The organism is Ruegeria sp. YTSB088 (assembly GCF_059609825.1).
Genome location: NZ_JBXWMM010000006.1, coordinates 254,231 through 274,640 on the forward strand (window position 1 = coordinate 254,231; position 20,410 = coordinate 274,640).

Below are 20,410 nucleotides of genomic sequence, written 5' to 3' on the forward strand. Positions count from 1 at the left end.
ATTCGCCCTTCGTGAGATATATGTGATTACATTACACTACGATGAGCGGGTCGGAAGCAAAAAAGACGGGACCTTTAAGCCCCGCCTTTCCTAATAATACTCCCTGCGCGACGGGCAGAGAGCCTTCAGAACAGTTGCAGATCCTTCTTACCGCTTTGGATTTCAGCAAAATTCGGCATGTTTTCGATAACAACCGGAGCAGGTGCCGCGCCCGGCATCGCCACTGTCGGTTTCATTGCCGCCGCCATTCCAAAGGCAGGTTGCTCAAGTTCCCCCCGGATATCGCGCAACAGTGTTTTGTGATCCGGCATGGACTTGATGATCTTCGCCAGATCCACTTTCGCGTTCTTCATACCCTGGAACCAAAGAGGTTTCTTCAATGGCCGAAGACGGTCGCGGATGCCTGAACCATAGCCTGTATCATAGACCTGTTTGCCCAATAGAACGGTTTGATAAACGCGGCTGTCAAACAGTGTGGCGAACTCGATATCGTGATCCATCGGCAGGCGATACTGCCACAGCTCAAGATTTTCAGCCAACCGATCCGGTACCTTCATCTCGGTGCGCGCGTCGATCCAGTATTGGTCATCGGTACGGTTGCCCAATCGATAGTGCAAACAGATGAACTCCAGAACCTCGTTATACAGCTTGTCCATCTGCCGATTGTATCTGTCCCTCAGCGAAGGCTCGATGTCTCGCGTAGGCAAATGCTCGGCGAACCAGCGTATCGCATGGTCAATCATATGGATTGCGGTGCTTTCCAGCGGCTCAATAAACCCGCCGGACAGCCCTATCGCCACGCAATTCTTGACCCAGGCGTTGCGCACGCGACCAACGCGCATCGGGATTACCCGCGGTGTCAGTCCTTTGCCACTGTCACCCAGCCATTCAAGGTATTCGTCCGCCGCCTGGTCATCCGTACGATGCGCAGACGAATACACATAACCTGTGCCCACTCGGTTATAGAGCGGCACCCGCCATGTCCAACCTGCGCCCAAAGCGGTGGATCTTGTGGCGCTTTCGATCTTGTCGGGATCCGGATGCTCGATCTGCAACGCCATGGCCCGATCATTGGGCAGATAGTCGGAGTAGTCCAAAAATGGCTCACCGAGAGCCTTGTTGATGATCAGCCCCCGAAACCCGGTGCAATCTACGACCATCTCAACGTCATGGCGGCCTTTTGCCTCCAGCATGAGATGACTGACATTGCCCTGTTCATCCAGTTCAACCCTTTGCACCTCATCCTGGATATGCTCCACTCCGCGCTTCGTGCAGACCCTGGTCAGCATGCCTGCAAACTTTACGGCATCCAGGTGATAGGCATACCCAAACCGTTGCTCGAATTCCGGCTGACCCAACTGACGCGCACCTTTGCACAGGCGGGCCAGATCATCATGCGGCGAGATGGACTGTGTAAAATCCCGGTCTCCGTTGCCGAAGCGCAGGAAAAATTCGGCGGCCTCCAGCCCCTCAAGCATCTGGCCGTGGGCAAAGGGGTTCATGTAATCGATGCGATTGCCCTTGGCGTCGTTGTTCCAGTTGCAGAATTTCACACCCAGCTTGAAGGATGCGTTGGTCTCGCGAAAGAAACTCCGTTCCGAAATGCCCGCCTGACGCAGCGTGACAGGCATGCGTGGAACAGTAGCCTCACCCACCCCTACGGTGGAGATATTCGGGCTTTCGATCAGGCAGATTTTCGGTCGATCCTTGGGCCCTGACGTACGTGAAAGCACCATGTCCAGGATCAGTGCGGTCATCCATCCAGCCGTACCGCCACCCACGATGGTGATTTTGTTCAAACGATTGCTCATGTAGTTTTGTCCCTGTTGGCTTGGGAAATTTTTTAGCTGCGTCCCTGTTTTTTACCGGGTTGTATCGCAGCTTTCCCTTTTCGCTGGGGAGAAACTATAGCAGCTTTCCTGCATCCATCTAGGGTCTATGACGAACCGGCATGAACGCGTGGTCTTGCAACGCCTGCCAATCGGTTGGTGTCACGCCAAACACGTATTCACGGTGCAGGTCAGATTTCCTCGCCTTTCTTCAGCAGTTCTTCAATCAGAGCGCGTTGCAGGTCAGTGCTGTCGCCGCCTCCGAACTCTGCTGCACCACCGGAATACAGGGTGCCATACGTCTTGGCGATTTTCACAGTCTGGGCCAGCCCCGAGATGAATTGGTCTTTTTCCAGCAAGGACAACGGGTGGATAAATGCAGCCCACAAGGTGCCATTGGCGATTGCGTAATGTGCATCCAACGTGCTGTCGAAATTGGCCTGCATCATTCGGATCAAATCTTCCTCCGACAGGGCCTCGGCGCTGCGGATCGGGACCATGGCCCGCATCCGATCCGCATTGACGTCGGTGATGACCAAAACCTGTACGCCTGCGACCGCCAATTGGAACCCGGGACCACTCGGCTCAGCTTCGGGGTCAAGCGCAAAAAGAATGTTGCCCAGGCGTTCGTAGGTCATCGGCGGTTCGACTACGGGTGGGCTTTGCACTGTCTCTTGCGCGGCAAGGCTTCCGGCAGTGAAGACAAGAATGAGGGCTAATCGGATCATGATGACACTCCTGCGGGCATTCTTTCAGCATATGTTCAAAAACCCGCACTGACCAAACAAAGCTTAGTGAACGCCCCTCCTATCATTCAGGTAATTGTACGATCTGCAATATCTGATGGCTTATCTGCGATTATACGTCCACCTTTCATCCCCTATCTATGTTTTGTCGGTCGACGATCCAGTCGCCCCGAACCCAGAACTGAAAGGAAACGTGTAATGAAAACTATCGTCTTCACCGCCCTGGCAGCCGCCATCGCCCTGTCCACCCCGGCCTTTGCCGCTGACGAAATCAACGTGTCAAACGGCATTTCGGCCGCAGGTGCCCCGCTTGCCGCACATGGGGTCGATCTGGTTGCATTGGTCAATGATGGCAATCCGGTCGAAGGCTTCGCCACCCACTCGGCGACCTATGAAGGTGCATCCTATTACTTCACCACCGCCGCCAACCTCGAGGCGTTCGAGGCGAACCCGGCGGCCTACCTGCCGCAGCATGGTGGGTTCTGCTCGTTCGGCGTATCGGTCGGCAAGAAGTTCGACGGAGACCCGGATCAGTACCAGATAGCAGATGGAAAACTGTACCTGTTCCTGAACGCCGACACCCGCGCGACCTTCCTGAAGGACGTTCCCGCCACCGCAAAAACGGCGGACGAACAGTGGGCAAATATCAAGAGCGTCGCCGTAGGCGAGCTGTAAGTTCTGCCCCCTCTGCCTGCGACGTCAGCGCGTCGCGGGCAGTTTTGCGCTGATGATTTCAAGCGCTTTGGCCAATGCAGCCTCGATGCTGAGATCTGTTGTATCCAGTTGCACCGCATCCTCAGCTGGCTTCATCGGCGCAGCGCTGCGCTCTGCGTCCCGCGCATCCCGCTCTTTGACATCCGCCAGAACCCGTTCGCGCGTCACGTCAGCACCTTTTGCACTAAGCTCCAAAAATCGGCGTTCGGCTCGCACTTCTGGGCTGGCCGTTACAAACAGCTTCACCTCGGCATTGGGACAAATCACCGTCCCGATGTCGCGCCCATCCAAGACGGCCCCACCTGACCTTCGGGCAAAGGCGCGCTGAAAATCCACCAAGGCGGCGCGAACCTCGGGAATCACCGCCACTTTGGATGCGGCCTGCGCGATTTCAGCCGTGCGCAAATCACCCTGCTCAAGCTCTTCAGCCGTCAGGGACTGCGCGGCTTCAAGCGCGCCAACCCCTTCGAGGGTACGCCGTCCGACGGCCCGATACAGCAAGCCAGTGTCCAGATGGGAAAACCCGAAATGCGCCGCCACGGCCTTGGAGATCGTGCCCTTGCCCGCAGCCGCAGGTCCGTCAATGGCGACAGTGAAGCTCAACTGCGCTCTACCTTTGCCCCAAGCGACGCCATCAACGGCTCAAAAATCGGGAAGGATGTCGCGATCGGGCCACCATCATCCACGCTTACCGGGTTCTGCGCGCCCATTCCCATCACCATGAACGACATGGCAATGCGGTGATCCAGGAAGCTTTCGCACGTTCCGCCGCCCGGAACCTTGCCGATACCCAACCCTTCGACCGACCACCAGTCGTCACCCTCGTTGACCGTGACGCCGTTGGCTCGCAGACCGCGCGCCATGGCATCGATGCGGTCGCTTTCTTTCACCCGGAGTTCCTTCACTCCGCCCATCATCGTCGTACCCGTGGCGTTTGCGGCAACCACGGACAAAACCGGATATTCGTCGATCATCGAGGCCGCGCGTTCTGGCGGTACATCAATGCCCTTCATGTTTGGCGAGTATTTCGCGCGCAGATCGGCAACCGGCTCGCCGCCCTCTTCGCGCTCGTTTTCATAGGTCAGATCCGCGCCCATCTCGCGCAGCGTCGTGAATAGGCCTGCCCGTGTGGGGTTCAGGCCGATGCCGGGCACCAGCACATCGGAGCCAAGCGTAATCAACGCCGCACAAACCGGGAAGGCCGCGCTGGACGGGTCACGGGGAACGGCGATGACTTGCGGCTTCAATTCGGGGCGCCCGGTCAAAGTGATGACCCGGCCTTCATCAGTGTCTTCCACCGTAATTTCGGCACCGAACCCGGACAACATCCGCTCGGAATGATCGCGGGTCGCCTCTTTCTCGATAACCACGGTTTTACCGGAGGCATTCAGCCCCGCCAGCAGGACGGCGGATTTCACCTGAGCTGAGGGTACCGGAACTTCGTACCGGACCGGAGTCGAGTCCGCCGCACCGACGATCGTCATGGGCAAACGCCCACCCGAGCGGCCCACGGCCTGCGCACCAAACAACTCAAGCGGATCTGTCACCCGCGCCATGGGACGCTTGTTCAGGCTGGCATCCCCGGTAAACGTCGCCGCAATCGGCGAGGTCGCCATGGCACCCATGATCAGCCGCACCCCGGTGCCGGAATTGCCGCAGTCAATCACCTGATCCGGTTCGGCAAACCCGCCGACACCCACGCCGTGCACGGTCCATTCGCCGCCACCATGATCTGTGACTTCAGCCCCGAAGGCCCGCATTGCCTTTGCGGTGTCCAACACGTCCTCACCTTCGAGCAAACCCGAGATCCTGGTCTCGCCCACCGCCATCGCGCCGAGGATCAGCGACCGGTGCGAAATCGACTTGTCCCCGGGCACCTCTGCCGTGCCGGTCAGCGGGCCGCAGGGATGCGAGGTCATCGGGATGGGCGTTCCGTGTCCGGACATGGGGGCTCCTTTTGCGCTATCAGTGCTCAAGCCGATTAGCGAATTGGCACCGGTTGGTCCAGCGGCAATCAGTCTTTGCGGCGGAAGGTCAGGTAATGGGGCGTGCGACCTTCGCGCAAGGCCTTCTGCTCGTAGCGCGTGGAAATCCAGTCCTCCCACGGCTCGCGCCAATCTGCGGGGCGTTCGGCCAACCACTCGAACCCGGCGCGGGGGACTTCCTCCAGTGTCTGCCGCACATAGTCGGGGATGTCCGTAGCGACCCGGAAGATCGATCCGGGTTTCAATACCTTCGCCAACGGCTCAAGATGTTCCGGTGTCACGAAACGGCGACGATGATGCCGGGTTTTGGGCCACGGATCGGGATACAGAAGAAAGGCGCGGGATATACTGGCCTCTGGCAGCACGTCGAATAGGTCGCGGGCATCGCCGGGATGCACGGCAAGGTTCTCAACCCCGGCCTGTCGGATTTTGCCCAGCAGCATGGCAACGCCGTTGATATAGGGCTCGGCCCCGATGATGCCGATGTCGGGGTTGCTTTGCGCCTGATGAATCAGATGCTCGCCGCCGCCAAAGCCGATTTCCAGCCACACCGGCTTACCGCCGAACAACTTGTTCAAGTCCAGCGGCCTGCGCTCAGGGTTGGTGTCCCAGTCCACCGCGCCGGGCGACAAAGTAGCCAGATCTTCGTTCAGATAGGTCTTTTGGCTGGGCTTCAGGGTCTTGCCCTTGAAGCGGCCATAGAAATTTCTGCGCGGGCGTTGTGGAGTCTCGGTGCTCATGGCGGTCGCCATACTGCGCGCCAGAGAACGTTGCAAGGGGCGCGGTACGCACAAGGTAAAAGCGCGCCCTGAAAGGCGCGCTTTGTGTTGTTCAGATCAGACCGCGGACTTCAACGCATCGACCAGATCGGTACGCTCCCAGCTGAAACCACCGTCTTCACTCGGCTGGCGACCAAAGTGGCCATAAGCCGCTGTGCGTTGGTAGATCGGCTTGTTCAGCTGAAGATGCTGGCGAATGCCTCGCGGCGTCAGATCCATGACCTCACCCACGGCTTTCTCGATTGCCGCATCCGCCAATTGGCCGGTACCATGCGTGTCGGCATAGATCGACAGCGGCTTGGACACGCCAATCGCATAGCTCAGCTGAATCGTGCAGCGTTCGGCCATGCCAGCCGCCACGACGTTTTTGGCCAGATAGCGTGCTGCGTATGCTGCCGAACGGTCAACCTTGGTCGGGTCTTTGCCCGAGAACGCGCCGCCGCCATGCGGGGCCGCGCCGCCATAGGTGTCCACGATGATCTTGCGCCCGGTCAGGCCCGCGTCACCATCCGGTCCGCCGATAACGAATTTGCCGGTCGGGTTGACGTGCCAATCGGTTTCAGCCGCCAGCCAGCCGTCAGGCAGGGATTCACGGATATAAGGCTCGACGATGGCGCGGATATCATCCGAAGACAACGCTTCATCCAGGTGCTGCGTAGACAGAACGATCGAGCTAACGCCGACCGGCTTGCCGTCGCGATAAACGACTGACAGCTGCGACTTTGCATCGGGGCCCAAAGCGGGTTCGGTGCCGTTCTTGCGTACTTCCGCGAGACGCCGCAGGATAGCGTGCGAATACTGGATCGGTGCAGGCATCAGCTCCGGAGTTTCAGTCGTGGCATAACCAAACATGATGCCCTGGTCGCCGGCACCCTCGTCCTTGTTGTCCGCAGCATCAACGCCCTGAGCGATATGGGCGGATTGTTCATGCAGCAGGTTGGTTACCTCGACAGTTTCGTGGTGAAACTTGTCCTGCTCGTAACCGATGTCTTTCACACAATCACGAGCGATCTGTTCGATGCGCCCCATGTAATCGTGCAGCTTGTCTTGATCAGTCAGGCCTACTTCACCGCCAATCACAACCCGGTTGGTTGTTGCAAAGGTTTCGCAGGCCACACGGGCTTCTGGTTCTTCGTTTAGAAATGCATCAAGGACAGCATCCGAGATACGGTCGCAGACCTTGTCAGGATGCCCTTCGGAAACGGATTCCGAAGTAAATGTATAGTTCTGTCGGGACATAAATGCGCTCCATTAGGGGTTTCTCCGTCACGCCAGGAAGCCGTTGTGACAGGTCACAGACGCATACGCGCGCTTCAAGATGGGGTCAATCTCTAATTATTTGCTCAGGCGACGGATGCTGAACCACACCAGCGCAGCAAGAAACAATAGCGCCGCAAGAACAGGGCTGTCCCCGATGCGGGAATAAACTGTTGGCCGTTGTGGTTGCGGCAGGATCGCATCCACGTATCCCGACTTGCCTAAAGCCAATGAGGCCGTGACCTGACCCAGCGGGTCAATCATCGCCGATATTCCTGTATTGGCCGAGCGGATCATTGGCAGACCCTGCTCAATCGCCCTCATCCGGGCTTGTGCCAAGTGTTGAAACGGTCCCGAACGAGTTCCGAACCATGCGTCGTTGGTGATCTGCAACAGAAAGTCTGCCCGACCCGGCGCCCCGTTTACACCCTGCGGGAACACGGCTTCGTAACAGATCAGAGGCAACGCCTTTCCCATTTTGCCAAAATCTAAGAGATCGGGCCCTGGCCCCGCGCTGAATCCATGCCCCGCTGTGGCCGCCAGCCCATAAATCCCAAAACGGCCCATCAAATCGCCAAGAGGTACATATTCTCCAAACGGGGCCAAATGGTGTTTGTCATACAGACCGCTCTGCCGCCCGGCTTCATCCAGATAGACCATCGAGTTAAAGATCCTCGGACCGTCTCCGCGCTGGATCCCCAAAACCACAGCCGTCCCCTGAGCTGCATCCGTGATGGAGGCCAAATACGGTTGTGCGCTGCCCAGCCAGGCCGGAACTGCGGTCTCGGGCCAGACGATCAGGTCCGGTCTGGGCAAAGCGGCGGAATACTCAATCTGACGGGCGAAGAACAAAGGCGCATACGCCGGGTCCCACTTTTGGTGCTGCGGCGCGTTAGGCTGAACAATACGAACCGTGTGCGGGCCGTCCTGAACCCTTGGCCGTATCGACGCATAGCCCATCGTCAGGACCACCATCACAGCTGCAAAACTCAATGGCCGGGCCAGCGCCTGCAAGCGTCTTTCCTGAACCAATGCGGCCCCTATTGGAAACGCCACGGCATATGTCAGCGCATTTAAGCCATACGGCCCCACCAGAGACAGCAACTGCGCCATAGGTGTATCCACCCAGATTTGCGCCACACCGGCCCATGGGAACCCGGTCAGTACGTAACCCCGAGCCAGTTCGGCCAGAGACAGCGTCACAACCAGAAAAATGCTTTGTCGCATGGCCGTTGCGCCGAAATGTCGTGACAGTCGAAAGGCGACAGCCCAGAACAAGGCAAGCCCGCCGGCCATGAACACCAGCGCAAACGGTGCCATCCAGGCATGGCGCTCTGCGTCCACCTGAAAAGGCTCGATGATCCAGCTGAGTGCATGCGCAAAATAGCCGGTGGCGAAAAACCAGCCGACCCAGCCCGCGCGAGCGCGGGTTTCACTGGCAAGGAAAACCGGAACGATCAAAATCAGTGCAAGAACCGTAGCGCCCCAATGCCCATGCGGTGCTTGACCAAAAGCACCGATCGCGCCCAGAGCGGCGGAGGCGAACAATCTAAACGATAACGGCCAGCCCCGGACAGGCGTCATGCAGCAACGTCCGGTAGCATGACGCGCAACCGTTTGATGCGCCGCGGGTCGGCGTCAACCACTTCGAATTCCGGGCCTTCAGGATGGATCACGACCTCGCCGCGTGCCGGAACACGCCCGGACAGCATGAAAACAAGCCCGCCCAGCGTATCGATGTCTTCTTCATCCACGTCCTCATGGCTGGTCAGGGACCGGCCGATCTCGGCCTCGAAGTCCTCAAGCGGCACACGAGCCTGCACCAGGTAGCAGCCCGGCTTTTCCTGCACCCAGAGCTGATCTTCGGCTGCATCGTGTTCGTCCGCGATCTCACCTACGACCTGTTCTATCAGGTCTTCGATTGTCAGCAACCCATCCACGCCGCCATACTCATCAATCACCAACGCCATATGGCGACGTTCGGTCTGCATCTTGGTCAGCAGGACACCAATTGGCATCGAAGGCGGCACGAACAGAAGCGTGCGCAACATGGATTTCAGGTCAAACTTGTCCGCACCGCCATTGAAACCATGGGTCAGTGCGAAATCCTTGAGGTGAACAAAGCCCAGCGGCGTATCCAGTGTTCCTTCATAGACCGGGATTCTGGACAATCCACTGTCCCGGAACACATCTGCCAGTTCATCCTTGGTGATGGTAGAAGGGACCGCGATGATCTCAGCCGTGGGAATGGCCACGTCTTCGACGCGCATCCGGCGCAGGTTCATCATCCCGCGGGGCTGAGCCACCGCTGCACTCTGCCCGTTTACCACCGGGTTTTGTTGACTCTCTTGACCCGAGAACGCATCGAAAATTCGGGAAATAAACCCGATTTTCTCTTGAGTATTATTGCTGCTGTCCTGAGATTGCGCGCTTTGCGCCGCCCTAGAACTGCCGTCTGTTTCGCCCATTACCTTGTTCCAACTAATCGGGTCACCTGACCCACTTCATACCTTATATGGGTCATCTATACCTAACTTGCCAAGTATCCCGACCTCAATCCCTTCCATCAGAGCGGCATCGGGGTCACGAATGTGATCATATCCCAGCAAATGCAACGTTCCGTGGACAAGCAGATGAACGACGTGATCGTCAAAGTCCTTGCCTGCCTCATCGGCCTCTCGTGCACATGTGTCGAAGGAAATTGCAATATCACCCAGAGGGATTTCACCGGTGAAATCCGGCTCGGGCGGTTGGGGCACTTGTCCGGCTTGGTCCGGGGACAAATCTTCAGCCGGCCAGCTCAGAACGTTGGTTTCGGTTGGTTTGCCGCGAAACTCGGCATTCAGTTCCGAAATGCGCGCGTCATCGCAACCCAGAACGCTGACCTCGCAACACCCCGGGTCCAGTTCCGCATAGGACAGAACCGCAGAGATCGCCTGCCGCGACAAAGACTCAAGCCCTTGCCACCGGTCGTCTTCGACAGTGAGTTCCAAATTCATCTTATCGTACAACAGCCCTGTGAATGAGCCTTGCACTCAACTGGTTTCGCGGCCCGCATCAGCCTCATACGCCTCGATGATCGCGGCCACAAGCGGGTGACGCACCACATCCTTCGACGTGAAATAGTTGAAACTGATATTAGGAATCGTTTTCAACAGTCTTTCCGCATCCTGGAGCCCAGACTGAACGCCGCGTGGCAAATCCACCTGAGACCTGTCGCCGGTGATTACCATGCGGCTGCCCTCGCCCAGACGAGTCAGGAACATCTTCATCTGCATGGTCGTGGCGTTCTGTGCTTCGTCCAACACCACAAAAGCATTGGCCAACGTGCGTCCACGCATGAACGCCAGCGGTGCTATTTCGATTCGTTTTTCCTCGATCAGCTTGGCCAGCTGCTTGCCGGGCAGGAAATCATTCAGCGCATCGTAAAGCGGCTGCATGTAGGGATCGACCTTGTCCTTCATGTCACCCGGTAGATAGCCCAGTTTCTCACCCGCCTCGACGGCGGGACGGCTCAGGATGATTCGATCCACATGTCCGCCAATAAACATCGACACACCAACAGCGACGGCAAGATAGGTTTTACCCGTGCCAGCTGGCCCGATGCCGAAGGCAAGCTCGTTTTGAAACAGTGACTGCACATAAGCCTTCTGGGCGTCCGTACGCGGTTCGACCAGTTTCTTGCGGGTTTTTATCTCGACTGAACCGCCCTTGAACATTTCAAGCTGGTCGCCGTCGCGGCTGCCGGTCCCCTGTTCCGAAACACCCATCCGCAGTTCCCGGTCCACGTCCGCGGCCTCAACCTCGCGCCCGCCTTCCAGCCGCGTGTAAAGGGATTGCAGCACCTCAATAGCCTGCTTCTGAGCGTCTTCATCGCCCATCACGACAAGCTGATTGCCGCGGCGTACGATCTGGACGGAAAGCTTGCTTTCGATGTCGGTCAGATTGCGGTCGTATTCGCCACACAGGTCAATCAACAATCGGTTGTCGGGAAACTCTACAAACGCCTCGCGTTGGGGCATTTCATCTTGCGGTGGGGTCAGGGCACCGATGGCCAATCCGTTCTCCTGTCTTGGCAGTTCACCCCGAGCGTAGACAACAAATCTCGGTGGGCGCAAGCCACAGTTTCAAAAATAAACCCACAGATGACAAAAGCGCCGATCACATAAAAGGAAAATGCCAGTCAGACGCGCATCAGAAAGTATAGTTCAACCCGAATCTCAAACCGCCGTATTTCGGTGTCGACTTCGTGGAAAAGCCGGAACCGAATTGAATGTCTTCGGATTTGAACTGGACGTATTCGTATTCGCCGGTGACTGACCAATTGTCGGTCAGCTTGTGTTCGGCACCGATGCTTGCGGTGTATCCGCCCCGCCTGTCCGACGCCGAAAAGCTCTGGACCGAACTTCCCGATGTGATGCTGTTGGTCGTTTCAACATCGCCCCACAGATAACCGACACTGAAAAAGTAGAGAACCCGACCGTTTCGGCTTGTCAGGCCGCTTCGATATCTGAGGGACAAAACGTCAGATATCTCTGCCTCACCCTGAACGTTCGAACTGCCGATCTGGGCCCTGACACTATCGTCCAAGGATCCGAAATCATATCCGACTTCAAAACCGTAGACAAAATCACGGCCACCCCTGGAGGGCAAAACACCGCGCCAACCACCGCGAAAGCCACCATAGGCTCCGGATACGTTCAGGTCGCCAATATCAAACAGCCCGGCAGGTGTTCTCAGTCCAAATCGATCATCCCCGCCCGAGCCGTAGCCGCCGGAAACCCCCAGGTAAAATGCACTTACGTCACTGCTGAATTTCTTGGGGCTAATTACAACTGGATCGGCTGTTTTGCCCTTCAAATCCCCGGCGATCGTCGCGCTGGCAAGTAGAGTGACCGCGGAAGCCACGGGCAAGGTTTTCACCAGGCTCAAGGCCCTGAAGCTCTTCAAGATTGACACTCGTACCTCCATCACTCCGATCTCCGGATCGGTGCATATTCGTTTTTTAGACGCAAAAACTGGCGCCCGAAAAAACATGGCTCCTCTCGGAGCATAGTTCCAAGCAATAAATCAAGGGTAAATTTTGGAAGCAAACACCAACTATGGTGCTTGAACGGCGGAATCTCACCGACTCAGAGCAATTCACCTGCCAAAGAGTTGGCGCCCGACTCGGTGATCCGGACCTCTTTCAGATCACCAACGGCAATCTCGGGGCCTTTTACGTGAACCGAATGAAGATACTCGGATTTTCCGACCATTTGACCAGGCAGGCGTCCCGGTTTTTCAAACAAGACGCGGACTGTACGGCCAACCATAGCGTCCTGAATTTCCCTTTGGTGTCGCGTGATAAGGGCCTGAAGGCGCTGTAACCGTTCATCCGCCGCAGCCGGATCAACCTGAGCCCGCTCGGCCGCAGGTGTTCCCGGGCGTGTGGAGTATTTGAATGAATAGGCGTAGCCGTATTTGACCTCTTCAACCAAATCCATCGTTGCCTGAAAATCCTCTTCGGCTTCCTCGGGGAAGCCGACGATGAAATCCCCTGACATCACGATATCCGGGCGCGCTGCACGAATGCGCTCGATCAGGCGCAGATAGCTCTCTGCCGTGTGACTGCGATTCATCCGCTTGAGAATACGGTCCGAGCCCGACTGAACCGGCAGGTGCAGATACGGCATCAGCTTGTCACAGGTGCCATGCGCCTCGATCAGGTCATCCGCCATGTCATTTGGGTGCGATGTGGTAAAACGGATTCGCTCCAGTCCGTCGACCTCGTTCAGTTCCCAGATCAAACCCGCCAGGGTCATGTCACCATTCACCCCGGCCCCATGATAGGCGTTGACGTTCTGCCCCAACAAGGTGATCTCGCGCACACCGCGTTCGACCAAATCGTGGGCTTCGCGGATGATGCGATCCGCCGGACGGCTGACTTCAGCACCACGGGTATAAGGCACGACGCAGAAGGCGCAGAACTTGTCGCAGCCTTCCTGAACCGTCAGAAACGCCGTCGGGCCGCGTTTGGCCTTGGGACGGTTTTTCAGCTTTTCGAACTTGTCTTCCTCGGGGAAGTCAGTGTCCAGCGCCTTTTCGCCCGCTCGGGTCTTGGCCTCCATCTCGGGCAGACGATGATAGCTTTGCGGACCAACGACCAGATCAACCAGCGGCTGGCGGCGCATGATCTCTTCACCTTCGGCCTGCGCAACACATCCCGCCACACCGATTTTCAGGTCAGGCTTTTCGGCCTTCAGCCCCTTGAAGCGACCGAGTTCCGAATACACCTTCTCAGCCGCTTTTTCGCGGATGTGACAGGTGTTCAGCAGGATCATATCGGCATCGTCAGGCGTCTTGGTTTCGACATAGCCCTGCCCGCCCAGCGCCTCGGACATGCGTTCGCTGTCATAGACATTCATCTGACAGCCATAAGTCTTGATAAACAGCTTCTTCGGTTCGGACATGGGACGGGCCTTTGCATTCGCTGGATCGGCGTCGTCTATACGCTTAGAACGCCGCTTGCAATGCGGGCGCAATTACCCGAATTTGGCAGGACTTTCCAGCAAAGCCGGACCCAAAAGCACCCGATGACATACGATTCCCTCGACCATTTCCTTAAATCGGGCCAAGCCGCATTGGCCAAGGGCCCGGTTGCTTTGATTTTTGCCGAGGACGAGGTGGAGTTGGCCAGCACGCTGCATCATCATCTGACGCTGGGCTTCAAATCAGTCATCGTATTTGCGCCGGACGAGTTTCATCTGACTGATGACCTGTCCGCCAAGGTCCATCGGGTCCGTTTGAAATGTGTTCCGCGTTTGGTTGTGTTTGAAACAATAAACAGGATCATTCAGGCCGCACCCGGTATCTGGATGTATTATTGCTACAACGCCGAATACCTGTTTTTTCCATATTGCGAAACACGCAGCGTGGGCGAGATGCTGGTCTTTCACAGTGAAGAGCGTCGCAATGCGATGCTCAGCTATGTCCTCGACCTTTACGCAGAGGATCTGACCGCACATCCCAACGGCGTGGCCCCAGATCAGGCCATGTTCGACAGCGCAGGGTATTACGCCCATACCCGCCACGACCCAAGCGGCCAACCGCTGGACCGTCAGGTGGATCTTTCCGGTGGGTTGCGGTGGCGATTCGAGGACCACATTCCTTACGAACGTCGCAGGATCGACCGCATCGCTTTGTTCAAGGCTCAAAAAAACTTGGTGCTGAGACCCGACCACACCTTTAACGAACCGGAATACAATACCTATTCCTGTCCCTGGCATCACAACTTAACGGCCGCTATCTGTTCCTTCCGGGCCGCGAAAGCTCTGAAATCCAATGCTGGGTCAACATTTGACATCCGCAGCTTTCGCTGGCGCAATTCGGTGCCGTTTGAATGGCGGTCACGCCAGTTGCTGGATCTCGGGTTGATCGAATCAGGTCAGTGGTTCTGAGCCGGCTTAGCGCTGCAACAATATCGGAAACCAATCCTCGCGCAGGCGCTGTCCCGGCGTCATGTCATGACCGGGAAACGGGGGCGAGGTTCGGCCGGGGCGCTCTACATACCGGGCATCGTCGCCTACCAGCCGCAGTGAAAAGGCGCGGCGACGGCTGTCTGACTGGTTTCCGCGCGCGCCGTGCAGCGTGCGATAGTTGAATGCAACGGCATCGCCGGGCTCCATCTCGAATTCGACAGCCTTCATACCCTCGGCATCCGGGTCCGGCACTGGGATGTACTGACCTTCATCCGCGAAAAAGCCTTCTTCGGAAACCCATCGGGTCGGCAGAACCTCCTTCTCCCAACGGTGTGACCCGGCGACGCAACGCAGGGTCGCCTGCCTGACCGGATCAAGCGGAGACCAGAAGCTGATCGTCTGCTGACCCTCGACGAAATAATAGGGACCATCCTGATGCCACGGTGTCGCCATCGACGTTCCGGGTTCTTTGACCAACACGTGATCATGAAACATCTGAACGCTTTTCGATTGCATCAGATCAGCTGCAACCTCGGCCGCGGGAGAGGTCTCGATCACCTCGCGGAACTGTGGAATCCGGGTCCAGTTGCAATAATCATCAAAGAAACGACCTGTTTCACCGGCCTTCTTGTTTTCGGACGCGTACGGGCCGGGATCGGTCATATTCGCAGCCACCCCGTCCCGCAGCTGATCCACGTGGTTCGCGAACAATCCTTTGATCAGCACGACGCCATCCGCCTGATAAGTATCGATCATCTGCCGAGAAACGAGAGAGTGTGGCATCAGAGGCTCCTATGGATTTTCTGTTTTTTGCTCTGAAAAATGTATTCTGTTCAAATCATATCTTTAGAAGCTATTATTAACCTCATGTTATATATTTCGCTGCGCCAATATGAATATGTCTGTGCAGTCGGGCGCCACGGCAGTTTGTCGGCGGCAGCCCAACATCTCAATGTTTCACAACCAGCCTTGTCTACTGCTCTGACGCGCGTTGAAGCCCATTTGGGGTATCCGTTATTCGTCCGCCGGCGCGGGGCGGCCATGGCGCTGACACCTCAGGGGCGTAGTTTCATAGACCGGGCTGAGGTCCTGCTGAAAAATGCTGCCCGAATCGAGGCGTCCGATACCTCCGTACCGGAAACAACCAAACTGAGATTAGGCTGCTTTACGGATCTGGCCCCCTTCCTGTTGGCTCCGGCCCTGCAGCATCTTCGCACCACCTTCGCCGATATCAACCTTACATACGTGGCGGAGTCTTTCGAAGGACTGCTGAATGGATTGATGGAGGGTCAGATTGACATCGCGATTACCTACGACCTGACCATGGACGCTGGGTTCGCTCGTACAAAACTGTTCGACAGCAGGCCGAAGGCCCTGATGCCCCCGGATCACCCACTGGCGACAACCACCGAAGTCACTCTTGCTGCGCTGGAAAGCTACCCGCTGATTTTGTCTGCGGAAGGCTTGTCGGCGCAACATATTCTTGGCCTGTTTCGGCAAAACGGTCTACGCCCGTCCGTCGCACACCGGGCGGCTTCACTAGAGATTCAACGCAGCCTTGCGGCTCATGGTGAGGGAATCGGGATCAGCTATGCCAGCCCACCCAGCACCTTCAGCTATGACACCAAGCGTCTGGTCAGCGTGCCTATCACCGATCGGGACGCAGCAGAATCCGTTGTTCTGGCACGCCACGGAACGGGTCCAGCTGACACGATCATAGGAAAGGCTGAACACGTTTTACTGGGCGGGCTGACGGGCGTTTAAGATCTTATTTCCTGCGCAAGCGGATGACGACATCGACAGACGCGATTTCGACACCTTCCGGCGCCTCGGGAAGACGCTGAATGACAAGCTGATCCGACGGCGCATCACTTAGCCGCGCGTCGTCTTCCCAATAGAAATGTGGATGATCATGCGTATTCGTGTCGAAGTAGCTCTTGGATCCGTCCACCGTAATTTCCTGCAGCACACCTGCATCGCAAAACGCACGCAGAGTGTTGTAGACCGTTGCCAGAGACACGGCATCCCCGTTCGCCTTCGCCGATTCAAAAAGGCTTTCAGCAGTGACATGGCGATGTCGGCCGTCGCCCACCAGAAGCTCGGCCAGCGCCACGCGCTGACGCGTCGGTCGCAAGCCGGCATTCACCAGCCAACCCGTTGCGATTTCGCGGCTCTGAGGTGTCATCGATCCGATACCCATTATTGCTGCCTTTATATATAGGGGCGCATCACCGGCAATTTCAAATGAAATTCATTCGCAAGATAAGTGTCAACACAACATGATGTGGCGAGCTGCTCTTGCAGGACCTTGCAAACGGGTGCTAGACGAGGCCAGATGTAAAGACAGACCCCCGGCAGGAAAGGCGGCAGAATGGCCCAGTTCCCAAGCAGTTTTGACAAAGATGATCTGCTGAAATGCGCTCGTGGCGAGTTATTTGGCCCCGGCAATGCACAATTGCCCGCCCCACCGATGCTGATGATGGACCGGATCACCGACATCTCGGCTGATGGTGGTCTGCACGGTAAAGGCCATGTGCTGGCCGAATTTGATATCACACCTGACCTTTGGTTCTTTGACTGCCACTTCCCCGGCAACCCGATCATGCCTGGTTGTCTGGGCCTTGACGGGCTGTGGCAACTGACCGGCTTCAACCTTGGCTGGCGTGGTTGGCAGGGGCGCGGCATGGCTGTCGGCGTAGGTGAAGTAAAGCTGACCGGGATGGTCCGCCCGGACCGTAAGATGCTGACGTATAAAATCGATTTCAAAAAAGCGATTCAAACACGCCGCCTGACAATGGGTGTGGCAGATGGCATCGTCGAAGCCGATGGCGAGATGATTTATGATGTCAAAGACATGAAGGTCGTTCTATCCGAGGCTTGAACCTGAACGGTCTGAAATAAGGAGTGCGCACATGCGTCGAGTAGTCGTCACCGGTCTGGGGGTTGTGTCCTCGATCGGGAACAATGCTGAAGAGGTTCTGGCCTCGCTCAAAGCAGGCAAATCCGGGATCGTGGCCAGCGAGCAGATGGCCGAACATGGTTTTCGCAGCCAGATCGCAGGTACGCTCAAGATCGACGTGGCCCAGCATGTGGACAAGCGTACATTGCGCTTCATGGGTCCCGGGGCCGCCTATGCACATATCGCCATGAGCCAGGCAATTGCTGATTCAGGGCTGACAGAAGACCAGATCGTCAACCCCCGCACCGGGCTGGTTGCAGGTTCTGGCGGACCATCGACCAGCGCCATGCTGACGGCGCATCAGACCGTTCTGAAGACAGGCGCGACCAAGCGGATCGGGCCATTTGCCGTGCCGAAATGCATGTGCTCGACGATTTCGGCAAATCTGGCGACGGCATTCAAGATCAAGGGCATAAATTATTCGATCACGTCCGCCTGCTCGACTTCGCTGCATTGCATTGGCAACGCGGCCGAACAGATCATGCTGGGCAAGCAGGATGTGATGTTCGCCGGCGGCGGAGAGGAACTGGACTGGACCCTGTCCTGCCTGTTCGACGCAATGGGCGCGATGTCGTCAAAATATAATGACACACCCGACAAAGCCTCGCGCGCGTTCGACGAAAACCGCGATGGTTTCGTGATCTCGGGCGGTGGTGGAATCGTTGTTTTGGAAGAGCTGGGCCACGCTTTGGCGCGCGGCGCCAAAATTTATGCTGAAGTTACAGGTTATGCCGCAACTTCAGACGGCCACGACATGGTTGCCCCTTCAGGTGAGGGCGGCGAGCGCGCGATGCGTCTAGCTCTTGATACCGTGCCCGAGGGGCGCAAGGTTGGCTATATCAATGCCCATGGCACCTCGACCCCCGTCGGCGATGTGGGTGAGGTCGAGGCCGTGCGTCGCATCTTTGGCGAAGGCAATGTGCCACCCATCTCGTCGACCAAGTCGATGACAGGCCACGCTCAGGGCGCGGCGGGCGCGCTTGAGACGATTTTCTGCCTGCTGATGCTGGAAAACGATTTCATTACACCATCGATCAATGTCGATACGCTTGCCGAAGGCATTCAGCCCGGTGAAATTGCAACTCAAGTGGTTGAAAACGCAGGACTGGAAAGTGTCATGACCAACAGCTTCGGCTTTGGCGGAACAAACGGGTCCATGGTTTTGTCAAAGTATAACGGGTGAAAGTAATGTCGGATCTTCTCAAAGGTAAACGCGGCCTGATCATGGGCGTGGCCAATGACCGCTCGATTGCGTGGGGCATTGCCAAGGCCATGCACGAGGCTGGTGCCGAACTGGCTTTCACCTATCAGGGCGAGGCATTTGGCAAACGGTTGGAGCCGCTGGCTCAGAGCCTGGGCAGCGATTTCATGGTCGATGCGGATGTCACCGACGACGAGTCGCTGGATCGCGCTTTTGGCGAACTGGCCGAACGTTGGCCCACCATCGATTTTTTGGTCCATGCTATCGCATATTCGGATAAGTCCGAGCTGACAGGTCGTTTCCTGAATACCACACGCGCGAATTTCAAGCATTCGATGGATGTCTCGGCCTATTCCTTCATAGAGGTCGCGCGCCGCGCCTATCCTTTGATGAAAGACAATGGCGGTTCCCTGCTGACCCTGACTTATCAGGGATCCAACCGGGTTGTACCGAACTACAACGTGATGGGTGTCGCAAAGGCTGCGCTGGAATCGGCAACCCGGTATCTGGCCAACGATCTGGGGCCCGATGGCATCCGCGTAAACGCAATTTCCCCGGGACCGATGAAGACTCTCGCCGGGGCAGCCATTGGCGGCGCGCGCAAGACCTACAAGTTCTGCGATCAGAATGCGCCGTTGCGTTCTAACGCAACACTTGAAGCGGTCGGCGGTACCGCAGTGTATCTAACCTCGGATGCAGGTGCCTGCACTTCAGGTGAGATCATCCGCGTTGATGGTGGTTTCCACGTACTGGGCATGCCTCAGCCCGAAGCCATGTGACTATTTCTTTCCCTGCCGCTGCCCAGATTTCACCATCATTTCGCGGCAGGAAAACAATATGAGCAAGCTAGACCAAATCATTGCAAACAATGCACGCGCAACGCAAAATCGGCGTAAGCCCGGTTTTCTCAGCCAACGGGCCAGAGTGCTTTTGCTAACATTGACTTCACTGTTGCTGGTGTTTGTCTTCTTTACTCAGCCACAGATGCGTGCCGCGATTCACTCTCTGATGGGCTGAGATACGGGCCGGACATCCAGCCCGAACCTCGTGTTAGTTGACTGAAACGACTTCGATCTCGAAAACCAGATCCTGCCCGGCCAGCGGGTGATTTGCATCCAGCGTAACAGTGGCTTCGTTCGAATCCACGACCGTTACCGGCACGGCCTGACCCTCTGGTGTTTGCATCTGCAACTGTGTCCCGGGATCCAGAGGAATGTCATCCGGAATACCTTCGCGGGGAATTTCCTGACGCATTGCAGGGTTGATCGGGCCGTAGGCGTCCGTGCAGGCAATCTCGACCCGCGTCTTGTCCCCGGTGGACAGACCCGCCATGGCACTGTCCAAACCCGGGATGATCTGGCCCGACCCAACCACGAATTCCAGCGGGTCACGCCCGTCCGAGCTGTCAAAGACTTTTCCGTCCAGCAACGTCCCGGTGTAGTGAATGCGAACCGTGTCGCCCTGTTTTATTTCAGTCATC

General features: G+C 57.1%; 21 protein-coding genes and 1 riboswitch. Of the genes, 6 read left to right on the forward strand and 15 right to left on the reverse strand.

The window, feature by feature from the left end:
• Window positions 1–125: 125 nt before the first annotated feature.
• Both AC2FFA_RS12015 and AC2FFA_RS12020 read right to left on the reverse strand, forming a co-directional pair.
• On the reverse strand, window positions 126–1,811 hold the full coding sequence (locus tag AC2FFA_RS12015) for a tryptophan halogenase family protein (RefSeq protein ID WP_496851810.1): 1,686 nt from the start codon (window positions 1,809–1,811) through the stop codon (window positions 126–128).
• A 209-nt stretch (window positions 1,812–2,020) separates the two neighbouring features.
• Window positions 2,021–2,557: a hypothetical protein gene (locus tag AC2FFA_RS12020; RefSeq protein ID WP_496851811.1), complete on the reverse strand. Its 537-nt coding sequence runs from the start codon at window positions 2,555–2,557 to the stop codon at window positions 2,021–2,023.
• Window positions 2,558–2,773: 216 nt separating this feature from the next.
• Here AC2FFA_RS12020 and AC2FFA_RS12025 point away from each other — a divergent pair, with 216 nt between their 5' ends.
• Window positions 2,774–3,250 carry a YHS domain-containing (seleno)protein gene (locus AC2FFA_RS12025; protein ID WP_496851812.1) on the forward strand — a complete coding sequence of 159 codons (477 nt, stop codon included), beginning with the start codon at window positions 2,774–2,776 and terminating at the stop codon, window positions 3,248–3,250.
• Between the two features lie 24 nt (window positions 3,251–3,274).
• Here the strand turns inward: AC2FFA_RS12025 and cmk are convergent, their stop codons facing one another.
• The 10 genes from cmk to miaB form a co-directional block, all read right to left on the reverse strand.
• A complete protein-coding gene (cmk, locus tag AC2FFA_RS12030; protein ID WP_496717779.1) occupies window positions 3,275–3,892 on the reverse strand; it encodes a (d)CMP kinase in 618 nt (205 codons plus the stop codon).
• Complete coding sequence (gene aroA / locus AC2FFA_RS12035) at window positions 3,889–5,235, reverse strand: 3-phosphoshikimate 1-carboxyvinyltransferase (protein WP_496851813.1); 1,347 nt, start codon at window positions 5,233–5,235, stop codon at window positions 3,889–3,891. The genes cmk and aroA overlap by 4 nt, the downstream gene beginning before the upstream one ends.
• Window positions 5,236–5,303: 68 nt before the next feature.
• Window positions 5,304–6,014 (reverse strand): tRNA (guanosine(46)-N7)-methyltransferase TrmB, encoded by a 711-nt coding sequence (gene trmB, locus AC2FFA_RS12040; protein ID WP_496851814.1) that lies wholly within the window; start codon window positions 6,012–6,014, stop codon window positions 5,304–5,306.
• A 96-nt stretch (window positions 6,015–6,110) separates the two neighbouring features.
• On the reverse strand, window positions 6,111–7,292 hold the full coding sequence (gene metK / locus AC2FFA_RS12045) for a methionine adenosyltransferase (protein WP_496851815.1): 1,182 nt from the start codon (window positions 7,290–7,292) through the stop codon (window positions 6,111–6,113).
• Window positions 7,293–7,297: 5 nt separating this feature from the next.
• A riboswitch (SAM-SAH riboswitch) is annotated at window positions 7,298–7,347 on the reverse strand.
• A 41-nt stretch (window positions 7,348–7,388) separates the two neighbouring features.
• Window positions 7,389–8,894, reverse strand: coding sequence for an apolipoprotein N-acyltransferase (gene lnt / locus AC2FFA_RS12050; RefSeq protein WP_496851816.1), 1,506 nt, complete (start codon window positions 8,892–8,894; stop codon window positions 7,389–7,391).
• Entirely contained in the window at window positions 8,891–9,778 is an 888-nt protein-coding gene (locus AC2FFA_RS12055; RefSeq protein ID WP_496851817.1) for a hemolysin family protein, read from the reverse strand. The genes lnt and AC2FFA_RS12055 overlap by 4 nt, the downstream gene beginning before the upstream one ends.
• A gap of 36 nt (window positions 9,779–9,814) precedes the next feature.
• Window positions 9,815–10,309: an rRNA maturation RNase YbeY gene (ybeY, locus tag AC2FFA_RS12060; protein ID WP_496851818.1), complete on the reverse strand. Its 495-nt coding sequence runs from the start codon at window positions 10,307–10,309 to the stop codon at window positions 9,815–9,817.
• Between the two features lie 36 nt (window positions 10,310–10,345).
• Window positions 10,346–11,368: a PhoH family protein gene (locus AC2FFA_RS12065; RefSeq protein ID WP_299898466.1), complete on the reverse strand. Its 1,023-nt coding sequence runs from the start codon at window positions 11,366–11,368 to the stop codon at window positions 10,346–10,348.
• A gap of 136 nt (window positions 11,369–11,504) precedes the next feature.
• Window positions 11,505–12,269, reverse strand: a complete 765-nt coding sequence (locus AC2FFA_RS12070; RefSeq protein ID WP_496851819.1) for an outer membrane protein — start codon at window positions 12,267–12,269, stop codon at window positions 11,505–11,507.
• Window positions 12,270–12,442: 173 nt separating this feature from the next.
• Window positions 12,443–13,762 carry a tRNA (N6-isopentenyl adenosine(37)-C2)-methylthiotransferase MiaB gene (gene miaB / locus AC2FFA_RS12075; RefSeq protein WP_496851820.1) on the reverse strand — a complete coding sequence of 440 codons (1,320 nt, stop codon included), beginning with the start codon at window positions 13,760–13,762 and terminating at the stop codon, window positions 12,443–12,445.
• Between the two features lie 123 nt (window positions 13,763–13,885).
• On the opposite strand from miaB, the gene AC2FFA_RS12080 reads away from it, so the two are divergent.
• Window positions 13,886–14,749, forward strand: coding sequence for a glycosyltransferase family protein (locus AC2FFA_RS12080; RefSeq protein ID WP_496851821.1), 864 nt, complete (start codon window positions 13,886–13,888; stop codon window positions 14,747–14,749).
• A gap of 6 nt (window positions 14,750–14,755) precedes the next feature.
• Here the strand turns inward: AC2FFA_RS12080 and AC2FFA_RS12085 are convergent, their stop codons facing one another.
• Entirely contained in the window at window positions 14,756–15,553 is a 798-nt protein-coding gene (locus tag AC2FFA_RS12085) for a phytanoyl-CoA dioxygenase family protein (protein ID WP_496851822.1), read from the reverse strand.
• An 84-nt stretch (window positions 15,554–15,637) separates the two neighbouring features.
• On the opposite strand from AC2FFA_RS12085, the gene AC2FFA_RS12090 reads away from it, so the two are divergent.
• Window positions 15,638–16,534, forward strand: a complete 897-nt coding sequence (locus AC2FFA_RS12090) for a LysR family transcriptional regulator (RefSeq protein ID WP_496851823.1) — start codon at window positions 15,638–15,640, stop codon at window positions 16,532–16,534.
• Between the two features lie 4 nt (window positions 16,535–16,538).
• On the opposite strand, the gene irrA is transcribed toward AC2FFA_RS12090, so the two are convergent.
• Complete coding sequence (gene irrA / locus AC2FFA_RS12095) at window positions 16,539–16,955, reverse strand: iron response transcriptional regulator IrrA (protein WP_117872833.1); 417 nt, start codon at window positions 16,953–16,955, stop codon at window positions 16,539–16,541.
• Between the two features lie 186 nt (window positions 16,956–17,141).
• Here irrA and fabA point away from each other — a divergent pair, with 186 nt between their 5' ends.
• From fabA to AC2FFA_RS12110, 3 genes are read left to right on the forward strand one after another with little or no spacing between them, the layout of a single operon-like run.
• Window positions 17,142–17,651, forward strand: coding sequence for a bifunctional 3-hydroxydecanoyl-ACP dehydratase/trans-2-decenoyl-ACP isomerase (gene fabA / locus AC2FFA_RS12100; protein WP_496717789.1), 510 nt, complete (start codon window positions 17,142–17,144; stop codon window positions 17,649–17,651).
• A gap of 31 nt (window positions 17,652–17,682) precedes the next feature.
• On the forward strand, window positions 17,683–18,912 hold the full coding sequence (gene fabB / locus AC2FFA_RS12105) for a beta-ketoacyl-ACP synthase I (protein ID WP_496851824.1): 1,230 nt from the start codon (window positions 17,683–17,685) through the stop codon (window positions 18,910–18,912).
• Window positions 18,913–18,917: 5 nt separating this feature from the next.
• Window positions 18,918–19,709 carry an enoyl-ACP reductase FabI gene (locus tag AC2FFA_RS12110; RefSeq protein ID WP_117869803.1) on the forward strand — a complete coding sequence of 264 codons (792 nt, stop codon included), beginning with the start codon at window positions 18,918–18,920 and terminating at the stop codon, window positions 19,707–19,709.
• Between the two features lie 271 nt (window positions 19,710–19,980).
• Here the strand turns inward: AC2FFA_RS12110 and AC2FFA_RS12115 are convergent, their stop codons facing one another.
• Window positions 19,981–20,409, reverse strand: a complete 429-nt coding sequence (locus tag AC2FFA_RS12115) for an FKBP-type peptidyl-prolyl cis-trans isomerase (protein WP_496685127.1) — start codon at window positions 20,407–20,409, stop codon at window positions 19,981–19,983.
• Between the last annotated feature and the right edge of the window lies 1 nt (window position 20,410).